Genomic DNA, 14,025 nt, shown 5'->3' with positions numbered 1-14,025 from the left:
ATTTATTTTCCTTTATAATTAGGTTTTCTTTTCTGTAAAAAGGCATTTACCCCTTCGATGAAGTCTTCTGTTTCTGCAGCTTCCTGCTGTAAATCTCCTTCTAACTCCAATTGTTCTTTTAAGGTATTATTGTAAGACTGAGCAAAAGCTTTTTTGGTAAGCTTAAGCGCTGCAGTGGGCATATTTGACATTTTCTCAAGAATTTCCATAGATTTTGGAGCAAATTCTTCTTCATTGAAAACCTCAGCAACAAGACCGTATGATTTAGATTCTTCAGCAGATAGTTTTTTACCTGTGAAAGCTAAATAATTTGCCAATTGTCTACCTAAAAGCTTCGGTAAGAAATAAGTTCCTCCCGTATCAGGAATCAATCCGATATTGGAAAATGCCTGGGCAAAATATGATTTATCAACTGCTAACACAAAGTCACAAATTAGGGCCAGCATTGCTCCGGCTCCTACTGCAGGACCATTTACCAATGCCACCACAGGTTTTTTGCAATGTGTAATTTCTGTAACCAAAGGATTATAGTAATCTACTACAATTTTTCTGATGATGTCGTTATCATGGTGTTCATTACCCTGTACAAAGGCATCATCTAAATTTTGACCTGAGCAGAACGCTCTTCCTCTACCTGAGATCGCTACACATCTTACCGTGTCATCTTCATTACATTCTTTAATGAAATCTTTCAAATCCGACAGAGAAGGTTTTGTAAGGGCATTCATCGTTTCAGGTTGATTAAGATATGCAATTTTAAGCTTCCCGTCAAAATGCGTTTCAATATCAAGTTGTGTATACATAGTTTTTTATTTATTATTTAACAATGCTCTAATTTAACAATATAAATTAACCTAACAATCTACTATAACGTAACAATCTAACAGTTTAACAATGCAACAAATAAAATAGTTCTGATAAAACTGATCACACCTTATAAACTACTATGCACAAAGCATTTTATGGGTATATTGATTGCTAAATTGATTCATTAATTAATGGCATTTAAAATAATCAAAAGGTTCAAGACAGTCTAAACACTGGTAAGAAGCCTTACACAGGGTAGACCCGAATCTGCTGATCTGTTTGGTATGCTCGGAACCACAACGCGGACATTTTTTCGGCTTCCCGATATGATGTTCGTCTGCTCCTTTTTCAGGAGGTGTAATTCCGTAAACACGGAGTTTTTCTCTCGCTTCATCTGTTATCCAGTCTGTTGTCCATATCGGAAACATTTTAGTAACCACCGTCGCATCCCAGCCGTTTTCCTTCATCATTTTAATGATATCCTCTTCAATGGTAAACATTGCAGGGCAGGCAGAATAAGTAGGCGTGATCGTCACTTCACAGGTATTTTCACCTGTAATGCTGGCCTCCCGCACAATTCCTAATTCCACAATATCAATGACCGGAATTTCCGGATCGGGGATTGTTTTTAATAAGCTTAATAAATCGTTCATTATTAATTTTGAGCATTAGATCATTTGAAAATTTAAAAAATGAAAGGTACGAACAGCTCATTTCCAAATTAACTCATTTTCAAATTGCCTCATTGTTTTTTTACCACGTACATCCCGGATATGCACGCTGCATATACTGAAGTTCACAAAGAATATAACCGAAATATTCTGTATGATATCCTGTTCTTGATTTTGGCTGCATGAAAGGATTCGCAGGATATTCTAAACCATATTCTGCAAAATCTTTTTGTGTAATGGAAAGAAAATTCTCATAAAGCACATCAACATTGGGAACAATATTTAAAATAACTAAATCCTCCTCCCTTTCTACTTTTGCAAATAATCCTTTTGAATATTCCCAAATATTTCCAATCGCTTTTTCCAAACGGGTTTTACTTTCTTCTGTTCCCTGAGCAAAAATTTTCATCCAGGAAGCAGCGTGGGTATAGTGGTATCTTACTTCTTTCAAAGATTTCTGAGCAATTGCAGAAAGCTCTTCATCCGCAGAATGAGACAGGGCCTCATACATTAGTTTTTGATATACTGCAAAAACGTAAACTTTAAGAATGGTCTGGGCATAATCTTCATTAGGAAGCTCAGTCCAGTGGGCATTTAGATATTCATGCTCATATCTTAAAAATGCCAGATCATCTTCACTTTTACCGTTATCAATCACTTTTGATGCGTAAACATAAAAGTTATTGGCCTGACCCAGCTCATCCAATGCAATGTTTGTCAATGCAATATCTTCCTCCAAATAAGGACCTTCACCACACCACGCAGACAATCTCTGCCCCATGATGAAACTGTCGTCTGCCAGTTTTAATAAATAATTATATAATGGGTTCATTGTTTTTTCTTTTTGTAAAATGTAAAATGTCGGTTGTACAGTGTACTTTTTACAGCTGACATTTTACAGAAAATTACATATTCTTTACATCATTAGGAATGTCATAAAAAGTCGGGTGACGGTATAATTTATCATCAGCCGGATCGAAGAAAGCTTCTTTATCTACTCCTTCAGAAGTGATGATATATTTGCTTGGAACTACCCAAACAGAAGTTCCTTCTTTTCTTCTGGTATAAACGTCTCTTGCATTCTGCAAAGCCATTTCTGCTGTTGGTGCCTGTACTATTCCAACATGTTTGTGAGATAATCCCGGTTTAGTCTGAATAAACACTTCCCACATATCTAAATTTGCCATAGTCAAATTAATTTAACAATGTATCAATGTACCAGTTTACCAATATGAATCTTCGTTTTACTCAGAATGACAATTGATTGTTACATTTTTACATTGGTATATTGTTACATTATTATATTACTTCTTTTTGTTGTTTTTTTGCGAAAGCTGCAGCTGCTTCTTTTACCCAAAGGTTTTCCTGCTGAGCTTTTACTTTGGTATCCAGCCTCTTTCTGTTGCAAGGGCCATTACCTTTTAAGATTTCCATAAATTCACCCCAGGGAAGTTCTCCGAAATCATAATGCTGTCTTTCCTCATTCCATTTCAGATCTTTATCAGGAATCGTTAATCCTAAGAATTCAGCCTGAGAAACAGTAACGTCAATAAATCTCTGACGAAGACTGTCATTACTTTCACGTTTTACTCTGTAATTCATAGAAATTTTAGAGTTGGGTGAACTGTCATCATTAGGTCCGAACATCATTAAAGCCGGCCACCAGAAACGGTTTAACGAAGCCTGGGCCATTTCTTTCTGCTGTTTGGTACCACGGCAAAGGGCCATTAAGATTTCATACCCCTGTCTTTGGTGAAAAGATTCTTCTTTACAGATCTTCACCATCGCTCTTGAATAGGGACCATAAGAATTTCCCATCAGCATTACCTGATTCATGATGGCTGCACCATCTACCAGCCAGCCGATGGCTCCAATATCTGCCCAGCTCAATGTAGGATAATTAAAAATACTTGAGTATTTTGCTTTCCCTTCCAACATATCTTCATAAGTGGCGTCCCTGTCCGCCCTGATCGTTCCGTTTCCTAATGTTTCCGTGGCAGAATACAAGTATAAACCGTGTCCCGCTTCATCCTGAACTTTAGCCAAAAGGGCCATTTTTCGCCTCAATGAAGGTGCTCTGGAAATCCAGTTGGCTTCCGGTAACATTCCAACAATCTCAGAATGGGCATGCTGTGAAATCTGACGAACCAATAACTTCCTGTAATCATCTGGCATTACATCTTTGGGTTCTACTTTATTTTCGTCGTGAACGTATTGAACAAATTTTTCTAAGTCCATAATCTTTTAATTTGAGAATTTGAGAATTAGTTAATTTGAAAATTATTTAGAGAAACTGAGAATAAACTATTATCCATTTTCAAATTTCCAAATTAGCGCATTTTCAAATTGAATTAAACATCATAATTAAGCATCACCACATTCGTTGTCGGGTGACATTGACAGGTAAGAACATAGCCTCTGGCTACTTCGTCTTCGGTAAGCGCATAGTTTTTCTCCATGAAAACTTCTCCTTCCAAAACCTCCGCTTTACACGTACAACAAACTCCTCCTTTGCAAGCAAAAGGTACAGGAAGATTGTCTTTCAATGCTTTATCTAAGATACTCTCTTTTTTAGAATTTAAGTGAAACGAATATTCATCATCATCGATAATTACCGTTACCATACTTTCAATATTGGCAATAGCTTTGAATTCATCACTCATCTCCTCCGTATTTTCTTCGTCAGGAGCTGTGAAGTATTCAAATAAAACCTGGATAGCAGGAACTTTTTTATCCTTTTTAAGATAATCGGCGATCCCCTTGATCATTTCTGAGGGTCCACAAATAAAATAAGTGGATTCTTTTACATCAATATCCGTGTATCTTTCAAATAACTGTTCTAATTTTTCGGCAGAAATTCTTCCTTCAAAAACAGGATCTTCATGTTTCTCCCGGCTTACCAGGTAAACCACCTTAAGTCTTCCGTTGAAATGTTCTACCAATTTATCTATTTCCCCTTTTCTCAAAATATGATTCATGCTTCTGTTACTGTAAAACAGATACGCATTACTGTTGGGTTCCTGATAAAGGCTTTCTTTAATATTGGACAAAACAGGAGTGATACCGCTTCCTGCTGCAAGACCTACATAAGTTTTCACATTGGTAGGATGATAAGAAGTATTAAAACCACCCATCGGAGGCATTACTTCCAGCATTTCATCCATATGAAGATGTTCGTTGAAGTATCCTGATACTTTTCCGCCTTCTAATAATTTCACCAAAACTTCCAGCGTATTGCTTTTTTCACTTGGAGCATTACAGATAGAATAAGAACGTCTTTCTTCGTTTCCGTTGATCATCATTCGGAAACTAAGGTACTGTCCCTGTTTGAACCTGAACTTGTCTTTCAGTTCTTCAGGAATTTCCACAGCCACATTTACGGCTTCCGGAGTATCTTTCTGAACTCTAACTGTTTTAAGTTTATAAAATGAATTCATTATTTTTTTAGTATTCTATTAATTTTCCCACCTTCACATTTCGGTAAGCTATCCTGGGTATGAACTTTTACTTTTGTAGTAATCCCTACCCGTTTTTTTATTTCGTTTTCTATATTTTTTCCAAAGATTCCGACAAATTTAAAATATTCATCGGTATTGGCTTCTATTCTTTGATCTTTTACAAGGTCATCATCAATTTCTATATCGATATCCAGTGCTACACACATATGCTCTTTTTCAATCGGGGTCAGATAATAATTGGGAACAACACCTTTTACATATGAAAATGCATCTTCAATCTGGCTTGGATAAACATTTACCCCTCTTACAATCAGCATGTCATCTGCCCGGCCAACAATAGGTTTCATTTTCACCATTGTTCTTTTGGCATTTTCATCATAATAAAGACTTGTAATATCATTGGTCCAGTACCGTAAAAGGGGCATCGCTTTTTTCGTTAGAGTCGTAATCACCAATACGCCTTCTTCTCCGAATGGAACCGGCTGCTTGGTTACCGGATCTAAAATTTCAGGATAAAAATGATCTTCCCAAATATAAGAACCTCCTTTTTCTTTGAAATCTTCCATTGAAACTCCCGGTCCTATAATTTCACTTAAGCCATAAATATTCGTGGCATGAACCCCTAACCTTTCTTCAATATGTCCTCTGATAATCTCCGTCCAGGGCTCTGAACCCAACACCGCATATTGAAGACTGATTTCATCGGCTGAAATTCCTCTGTTGGCAAATTCATCAGCAATAGTCAGTGCATAAGATGGTGAACAGCAGATCACCTCTGGCTTAAAATCCATAATCAAGTCTACCTGTCTGGCTGTCATTCCTCCTGAAATGGGAAGAACACTCATTCCCAACTTTTCCGCTCCGTAATGGAGACCAAGCCCCCCTGTAAAAATCCCATATCCGTATGCATTATGTAACTGCATCCCTGGTCTGGCACCTGCAGCATACAGGGATCTCGCCACTACCTCACTGAAAAGATCCACATCCTCTTTGGTATATCCTACCACAGTTGGTTTCCCTGTAGTTCCGCTTGAACAATGAATTCTCTGCAGCTCATTTTTGGGAACTGTAAACAATCCAAAAGGATAATGATCTCTTAAATCCTGTTTGTAAGTAATGGGAAGTTTCGTGATATCTTCTATTGTCCTTATATCCTGTGGAGATATTTTTAATTCATCGAATTTTCTTTTATAAAACTCTGACTTCTCCTCAAGATAACCAATTAAACCTGTTAACCGGTCGGATTGAAGCTGTCTCAACTGACCCAGCTCCAGATATTCAACTGAAAAACCCATAAAACTAACTAACATTTGTTAGGTGTAAATTTAAAAAGAATTTGCAAGCTGACAAAATTTTTATGATTTTTATCATATTTTGAATGATTCTAAATAAGAACATACTAATGATTCCCTTTATTTAAACCCGTAAGTTTTGATATTAAGGCTAAGGAAAGTACAATAGGGTTATTAATAGCACGCTTAAGTTTTGAAAAAAAAACAATAATTTACTTTAATGGAAATTGACATTCAGAGCAAACGCAATGGAGTGTGGACCTATTTATAAAATAAGTGTAATAAGGCCATTATTGTTTCTGGTTCCCTAATAGCCCAAAAAGTATCTTCTCTCTGATTTCATCAATAATTTCATCAGTAGAATCACTGTTTCTTTTGAACCAGAAATAAGAATTGTTTAGGGTATGAAGAATAAATCTTGTGGTAAATGAAGGTGATTTTAAATCCCAGTTTTCGGCCTGGTAAATTTCAGAAATAAGTTCCTCCACTTCCTGCTGATAGTTTCTCCTTAATTCCACAAATTCAGAAAGTCTTTCTTCCAGGTGTCTCCATTCGTTGGAATAAATATGGGTTACATCCCGGTTCTCCAGGACTACCGATAAATGTTTATCCAGAAATAGGTTCAGTTTTTCTCTGGGAGGAATATTGGTGTTTTTTACTTCCTGAAGCTCATCAAAAAAATCCTGTGCAATGCCAAAGCATATCCATTCCAAGATTTCTTCTTTCGAACGGATATGCGCATAAAGGGATGCGGCCTTAATATTGAGTTTTGTAGCCAGATCTCGTACTGAACTGCCCATATATCCTTTCTCCTTGAAAAGTTCTACAGCTACGTTTAATATTCTTCTTTGTTTTTCTTTAAGCTCCATCTGGTAAAATGCAAAAGTAGTTATTCTCAAAATAATACGCTGGAATTTAACACAGCATCGGGTAAATTAGCTCATTTCTCCCATTGACGGCCAAAGATATTTCACTCCTGGTATGACGTATTGTTCATCATTTTAAAGAAAATTATTAAGAATCGGAAATTTTGTCAAGTTAATTTTACGTTAAAAATGTTGATTTCGGAAATTTTGTCCTATTTTTTTGTAAATTTAATAATTGAACGATTTTTGTGATACAGTCATCGAATAAATGATTAAATAATTGATGGCATTAAGAAGCCAAGCCTTAAAATTTGGTTTCTTGATGTTTTTTAGAACTCCAATTAAAACAACCAAAATATATAAAATATGAACTTAAACCAATATACTGTAAAATCACAGGAAGCCATTCAGGCAGCTCAGCAAGTAGCTCTTGAATTGGGTAATCAAAGTATCGAACCTCAACATATACTTGAAGGGATCTTTCAGGTAGATGAAAATATATCGCCTTTCTTATTAAAAAAATCTGAAGCAGATGCCAATCTGGTAAGAGAGCGCAACCGTGAAAATTTAGAAAAACTTCCAAAAGTACAGGGAGGGAATATTTATCTTTCCCAGTCTGCCAATAAAGTATTGCTGGATGCACCCAACATCGCTAAGAAAATGGACGATGAATATGTAACGATTGAACATTTATGGCTATCCCTTTTGGAGACAAGCTCTGAGGTATCCAAAATGCTCAAGGATATGGGCGTTACCAAAAAATTACTGGAAGGAGGTATTAAAGAATTAAGAAAAGGAAGCAAAGCTACTTCTGCAAGTTCAGAAGAAACTTATCAATCCTTAAATAAATATGCCAAAAACTTTAATGAATTAGCAGCTGAAGGAAAGCTGGACCCTGTGATCGGACGTGATGAAGAAATCAGAAGGGTTTTACAGATCCTTTCCAGAAGAACAAAAAACAACCCGATCCTTATCGGAGAACCGGGAGTTGGTAAAACAGCCATTGCTGAAGGAATTGCTCACAGAATTATCAGTGGGGACGTCCCTGAAAATCTAATGGATAAGACATTGTTTTCATTGGATATGGGAGCATTGATCGCCGGAGCAAAATATAAAGGTGAATTTGAAGAGCGTCTGAAATCTGTAGTGAATGAAGTAAGCAAATCTGACGGACAGATCATACTTTTCATCGATGAGATCCACACATTGGTAGGAGCTGGAGGTGGTGAAGGCGCAATGGATGCTGCCAATATTCTGAAACCGGCTTTAGCAAGAGGGGAACTGAGAGCTATCGGAGCGACTACCCTCAATGAATATCAAAAATATTTTGAAAAGGATAAAGCGTTGGAAAGACGTTTCCAGAAGGTAATGGTAGAGGAGCCTGATACAGAGTCTGCAATTTCCATTCTTCGGGGTATTAAAGATAAATATGAGGCTCACCATAAGGTAAGAATCAAAGATGAAGCAATTATTGCAGCTGTGGAAATGTCTCAGAGGTATATTTCAGACAGATTCTTACCGGATAAAGCAATTGACCTCATTGATGAAGCTTCTGCTAAATTGAGAATGGAAATCAATTCAAAACCGGAAGAACTGGATGTACTGGATAGAAAATTAATGCAGATGGAAATTGAATTGGCAGCCATCTCAAGAGAAGGCAATGAAACTAAAATCAACCACTTAAAAGAAGATATTGCTAAAATTTCTGAACAGAGAAATGAAATTAATGCCAAATGGCTGAAAGAAAAACAGAAAAGTGAAGATTTAACGCAGATCAAAAAGGAGATTGAATCTTTAAAATTAGAAGCGGAAAGAGCATCCAGAGCCGGTGATTATGCCAAAGTAGCGGAAATACAATATGGAATACTCCGTGAAAAAGAGGAACAACTGCAAAAGGTTGAACTTGAAATGCAGAACCATCAGAATGAGCTGATCAAAGAAGAGGTTACTGCCGAGAATATTTCTGAAGTTATTGGTAAATGGACGGGTATTCCTGTCACCAAGCTATTACAGTCGGAAAGAGCAAAATTATTGAATCTTGAAGCTGAGCTTCACCATAGAGTTGTAGGACAGGATGAAGCGATACAGGCTGTAGCAGATGCTATCAGAAGAAACAGAGCCGGATTGAGCGATGAGAAAAAACCTATCGGATCTTTCTTATTCTTGGGAACCACAGGTGTTGGTAAGACTGAGCTGGCAAAAGCATTGGCGGAATTTTTATTCGATGATGAGAACAATATGACGAGAATTGATATGAGTGAATATCAGGAACGTCACAGTGTTTCAAGACTCGTGGGTGCGCCTCCGGGATATATCGGATATGATGAAGGTGGTCAATTGACGGAAGCCGTGAGAAGAAGACCTTATTCAGTAGTGCTTTTAGACGAAATTGAAAAAGCCCATCCTGATGTTTTCAACACATTATTACAGGTGTTGGATGACGGAAGACTTACTGATAATAAAGGTAGAGTTGTAAATTTCAAAAACTCAATTATCATTATGACTTCGAATTTAGGTTCCCATCTGATCCAGGAGAATTTTGAAAATATCACAGAGGAAAATCAGGACGAAATTGTAGCTAAAACAAAAGACGAGGTCTTTGATTTATTGAAACAAAGTCTACGTCCGGAATTCCTGAACAGAATTGATGAGATCGTACTGTTCCAGCCTTTAAGAAAAAAAGAAATCGGAAAAATCGTTCAGTATCAGTTGCGAGGATTCAATGATATGTTAGCAAAACGGAACATTATCATGACTTTCACTCAGGATGCTGTAGATTATCTGATGGAGAAAGGTTACGATCCTGCATTCGGAGCAAGACCTTTAAAAAGAGTTATCCAACAGGATGTACTGAATAAATTATCTAAAGAGATCCTTGCCGGAAATGTAAATGAAGGAGATAGAATCACATTAGATTTCTTTGAAGAAACAGGTCTTGTTTTCAGACCTGCCGAACAATAAAGTAGTTTTTTTTCATATACATTATTTTGTAAGTAAGTGCTGTAGAATTTTCTGCAGCACTTATTTTTTTATCCTACTTTTGGGATAAAATTTCATCATATCCAAAAAACATATTATTAATTTAAATAAAATATCTTAAATCTGTAAAAATATTTCATTTAACAAATGACAATCCCCCAACTACTTTATGAAAGCATCCTTTGGGTAGAAGGAGCTACAGCACTCATCGCACTACTCTGTTATCATCGTGAAAAACAGCAGTATTGGAAATATTTTTGCCTATACCTGATCATTATATTCCTATGTGAGGTGTTCGGAAAATACAGTCCGCGTTTTATAGAATATGACAGTCCAAAATTTTATAATTATTTTGTGATACCGCTGGAGTTTATATTCTTTTATTGGCTGTATGCTGCGAAAGCTTTCGGAAGGCCCAGACTTTTTTACATTGTAACTTTTATATACCTGCTGTCATTTATCCCAAATGAGATTTTTCTTGATACCAATAAGGAAATCTTTTCCATAAATTACACACTGGGCTGTCTTATATTAATGATCCTTGTGATTATGGAGTACTATAATCAGGTAAATTCTTCTGAGATTGTCAATTTCAGCAAAAACAGAATGTTTTACATCAATCTGGGAGTTACTTTATTTTATATCGGAACCTTGCCTTTCTGGACTTTTTTTGCTCAAATAAAGCAGTATAAAGAAATCTGGAATATTTATTATTCTTATTTTCAAATTTCTCTCATTATCATGTACATCCTGTTTTCAATTTCGCTGATAAAAGGAAAACAGGAACTTAAATATCCCTGATATTTTACACTTAAAAATAAGCAGGTTATCTTTTTAACTATTTTTATCCAGACAACGTGAATTATCATTACATTTACATCACTAATCTAACTAAAACAAAATCAACATGAAAAAATTAAAAAGAGATGAATTAAAGAAAATTGACGGTGGCGTTCTTTCATCGATCATTATGTGTGACGAGTTCTGGAATTGCCCAACAGGCCTATGCTGCACAGCAGGACTGGTTTGCAAGGACCGGACAAAATATCCATGCATATAAAATCTAAGCCGGAGATGCCTCCGGTTTTTTTTGTCATTATGATAACCTGGTATTTATTTACGTATAGTTGAATTTGCGTACAACCCGTAAAAACACGGTAAAAATAACAGTATAATCCCCAATCTATTACTGTTCTTTCTACCATATTTTTTCCGAAATTTGCAGATACACTAACATTTTTTATAAATACTAAGTTATGGAAGCAGAATCTACTAATGAACACGGACCAAAATCCGGCAGAATGCCCAATGATTTGATTAAGACTTTAATTGATAATTACCGTCAGAATCATTTGAGCGCAATTAATAATGCGTTGGGTATACAAGATGCCCACTCCATCTGGTTTGATCTTCCTAAATTAAAAAAGTTCATTGCGATGATAGAAGAAGAAGCCATGAAAAAGACTCCCGATGTAACTGAGGAAGATTTAGGAATCAGATTTTATTATGCCGCTTATCCAAAGCTTGAAAACTGGAATCTTATGGAATCTCACCCTGTATCGGAAGACTATGCAGGAAGGCATACCCTGGTGATGATCCCTACGGTAAAAAAAACAGATGAAGAAGGAGAAATCCACCATTATGATTTCAATACTTTAGAACATTCTATAAATTTAACATTAATTGCAAAAAAGGGAGGTAAAGAGGAAGATCCTATCGGAGAAAATAACGGACAACTTATTCCTCCATCCAATCCAATAGCTGAATATTTTTAATACTTAATTGATGATTTTATAGAATATGACCGATTTCCAAGAATTTGTAAGCAAAACTATGCTTTGGGCCGAAGGACTTGCTGCGGTTGTATCGCTTTTGTATTATAATCGTGTAAAGAACCAGTATTGGATTTTCTTCATTTTCTATTTGGTTTTTATTTTTCTTGGAGAAGCTTATGGTAGATGGGGAAAATTCCCTTATTTTTCCAAATCCCACTATTATAATTACTTTTTGATGCCTATCCAGTTTATATTTTTTTACTGGTTATACGCAGCAAAGTCTTTAAGAAAGCCTAAATTATTTTTTGTTTTATCACTCCTATACCTGCTTTCATTTATCCCCAATGAATTATACTTTACGGGAAGTAAAATAGTATTTGCCTTTAATTACACCTTTGGCTGCCTTGTTTTAATGCTTCTTGTAGTGATGGAATATTATAAACAAATTAATTCACAGGAAATTCTCAATTTTAGCAAAAATAGGATGTTTTATATTAATCTTGGAGTAACCCTTTCCTATATCGGAACATTACCGTTCATGGCCCTTTTCTCCGTTTTGATTAATTATATGGAAATCTGGAATATTTATTTTAGTTATTTTCTGATCTCAGGTGTAGTGATGTATATTTTATTTGCAAGTTCATTTATATGGGGAAAACAGAACTCTTAATTGTCATTATTTTATTTAATATATTTTTTGTGATGTTTATCGTTGCAGTGGCTATCTATATCAGAAATTACAGGCAGCGCAAGAAAGAATATCTGACTGAAATTGAAATAAAAAATGAGATCCACCAAAAGGAGCTTCTGGCAACCCAGCTGGAAATCCAGCAGGCAACCATGCAGCAGATTGGAAGGGAACTTCATGACAATATTGGCCAAAAGCTGACGTTGGTAAGTCTCTATACCCAGCAAATGCTTTACGAGAATAAAGTTCCGGAAGCCAGTGAAAGAATTGAACAGGTCTCACAGATTATCAACCAGTCTTTACAGGATCTACGCAGTCTTTCAAAAACATTAACGGACGATAATATCAACCAAAAAGAAATTAAAACACTCATTCAGGAAGAGGTAGATATTACCAATTCTTTTAAAAGGTGTACCGTAAGTTTTGAATGCAGCTTTGATCAGCTCGATTTGAGTTTTGTTCATAAAAACGTAGTTCTGAGAATTATCCAGGAGTTTATTCAAAACAGCATAAAACATTCGGGCTGTAAGAATATTTTTATTACTTTAAATACTTCCGAAAATATCCTTTGGGAACTTTCTATTAATGATGACGGTGCTGGATTTGATACCAGCCAGACAGCGTATAATGGGATTGGCCTTACCAATATGAAAAACAGGGCTAAAATCATTGGTGCAGATTTTCATTTTGAAAGCCAGAAAAATACAGGAACTTATCTTCATATTATTTTAAAAAAGCAATCATGAAAAAAACAATTGTAATTGTTGATGACCATATACTTATTGCCAAAGCTCTGGAGGGTATTATTGGTAATTTTAATGAGTTTGAGGTGATCTACGTGTGTGAAAATGGAAAAGATCTGATTCAGAAATTTGAAGAGGGTAACAAGATTCCGGATATCATCCTATTAGATATCAGTATGCCTATTATGAATGGTTTTGAAACGGCAGCCTGGCTCTCGAAAAACCATCCAGATATCAAGATAATGGCCCTCAGCATGCAGGGTGATGACAATAGCGTCATTAAAATGATTAAAAATGGGGCAAAAGGTTATCTGCTAAAAAATACACACCCAAAAGATCTGGAAACAGCATTGACTAGATTAAATTCTGATGGATTTTTCTATCCTGAATGGGCCTCAAAAATTATATTCTCAACCCTCAATAAAGATAAAGAATCTGAAATCACGGTAAAAATTAGCGAAAGGGAAAAAGAATTCCTGAAATACACTGTTACCGAGCTCAGTTATAAGGAAATTGCAGACAGAATGTGTTGCAGTCCAAGGACAGTAGAAAGCTACCGGGATCAGCTTTGTGAAAAACTGGATTTAAAAACCCGGGTAGGACTTGCCGTTTTTGCCATTAAAAATGGTTTTGGCAGTTGACACAGAATAAAAATATTTCGTTTAAATAAACAATATTTACAATTATTTGCACCAAAATTACACCGTATTGTGAAATATAAAAATGCAATTCATCGGATTGATTAA

The 14,025-nt window shown here is 35.8% G+C and carries 14 protein-coding genes; 6 read left to right on the top strand and 8 right to left on the bottom strand.

From position 1 onward, the window contains the following. Positions 1-2: 2 nt before the first annotated feature. The 8 genes from MP477_RS21120 to MP477_RS21085 form a co-directional block, all read right to left on the bottom strand. Positions 3-803 carry an enoyl-CoA hydratase/isomerase family protein gene (locus MP477_RS21120; RefSeq protein ID WP_257191981.1) on the bottom strand — a complete coding sequence of 267 codons (801 nt, stop codon included), beginning with the start codon at positions 801-803 and terminating at the stop codon, positions 3-5. Between the two features lie 192 nt (positions 804-995). Further along, a complete protein-coding gene (gene paaD / locus MP477_RS21115; protein WP_257191980.1) occupies positions 996-1,460 on the bottom strand; it encodes a 1,2-phenylacetyl-CoA epoxidase subunit PaaD in 465 nt (154 codons plus the stop codon). Between the two features lie 100 nt (positions 1,461-1,560). Next, complete coding sequence (gene paaC, locus MP477_RS21110; protein WP_257191979.1) at positions 1,561-2,310, bottom strand: 1,2-phenylacetyl-CoA epoxidase subunit PaaC; 750 nt, start codon at positions 2,308-2,310, stop codon at positions 1,561-1,563. 73 nt (positions 2,311-2,383) lie between these two features. After that, positions 2,384-2,665, bottom strand: coding sequence for a 1,2-phenylacetyl-CoA epoxidase subunit PaaB (paaB, locus tag MP477_RS21105; protein WP_123945289.1), 282 nt, complete (start codon positions 2,663-2,665; stop codon positions 2,384-2,386). 112 nt (positions 2,666-2,777) lie between these two features. Then, a complete protein-coding gene (gene paaA, locus MP477_RS21100) occupies positions 2,778-3,716 on the bottom strand; it encodes a 1,2-phenylacetyl-CoA epoxidase subunit PaaA (protein ID WP_230041100.1) in 939 nt (312 codons plus the stop codon). 113 nt (positions 3,717-3,829) lie between these two features. Next, positions 3,830-4,915: a 2Fe-2S iron-sulfur cluster-binding protein gene (locus MP477_RS21095; protein WP_257191976.1), complete on the bottom strand. Its 1,086-nt coding sequence runs from the start codon at positions 4,913-4,915 to the stop codon at positions 3,830-3,832. Further along, a complete protein-coding gene (locus MP477_RS21090; protein WP_257191975.1) occupies positions 4,915-6,231 on the bottom strand; it encodes a phenylacetate--CoA ligase family protein in 1,317 nt (438 codons plus the stop codon). The genes MP477_RS21095 and MP477_RS21090 overlap by 1 nt, the downstream gene beginning before the upstream one ends. 287 nt (positions 6,232-6,518) lie before the next feature. Continuing rightward, positions 6,519-7,127 carry a TetR/AcrR family transcriptional regulator gene (locus MP477_RS21085; RefSeq protein ID WP_230041103.1) on the bottom strand — a complete coding sequence of 203 codons (609 nt, stop codon included), beginning with the start codon at positions 7,125-7,127 and terminating at the stop codon, positions 6,519-6,521. Between the two features lie 333 nt (positions 7,128-7,460). On the opposite strand from MP477_RS21085, the gene clpB reads away from it, so the two are divergent. From clpB to MP477_RS21055, 6 genes are all read left to right on the top strand, one after another. Continuing rightward, a complete protein-coding gene (clpB, locus tag MP477_RS21080) occupies positions 7,461-10,055 on the top strand; it encodes an ATP-dependent chaperone ClpB (protein WP_257191973.1) in 2,595 nt (864 codons plus the stop codon). A 165-nt stretch (positions 10,056-10,220) separates the two neighbouring features. Then, positions 10,221-10,874 carry a hypothetical protein gene (locus MP477_RS21075; protein WP_257191972.1) on the top strand — a complete coding sequence of 218 codons (654 nt, stop codon included), beginning with the start codon at positions 10,221-10,223 and terminating at the stop codon, positions 10,872-10,874. Positions 10,875-11,329: 455 nt separating this feature from the next. Further along, on the top strand, positions 11,330-11,848 hold the full coding sequence (locus MP477_RS21070; protein ID WP_257191971.1) for a hypothetical protein: 519 nt from the start codon (positions 11,330-11,332) through the stop codon (positions 11,846-11,848). A gap of 25 nt (positions 11,849-11,873) precedes the next feature. Then, positions 11,874-12,518: a hypothetical protein gene (locus tag MP477_RS21065; protein ID WP_257191970.1), complete on the top strand. Its 645-nt coding sequence runs from the start codon at positions 11,874-11,876 to the stop codon at positions 12,516-12,518. A 32-nt stretch (positions 12,519-12,550) separates the two neighbouring features. Continuing rightward, positions 12,551-13,282 carry a sensor histidine kinase gene (locus MP477_RS21060; RefSeq protein ID WP_230041113.1) on the top strand — a complete coding sequence of 244 codons (732 nt, stop codon included), beginning with the start codon at positions 12,551-12,553 and terminating at the stop codon, positions 13,280-13,282. Beyond that, complete coding sequence (locus MP477_RS21055) at positions 13,279-13,920, top strand: response regulator transcription factor (protein WP_230041108.1); 642 nt, start codon at positions 13,279-13,281, stop codon at positions 13,918-13,920. Before MP477_RS21060 ends, MP477_RS21055 begins: the two co-directional genes overlap by 4 nt. Positions 13,921-14,025: the final 105 nt, after the last annotated feature.

Source organism: Chryseobacterium sp. WG23 (genome assembly GCF_024586575.1).
In the GTDB taxonomy this organism is placed as follows: Bacteria; Bacteroidota; Bacteroidia; order Flavobacteriales; family Weeksellaceae; genus Chryseobacterium.
This window is presented reverse-complemented; position numbering and strand designations above follow the sequence as displayed.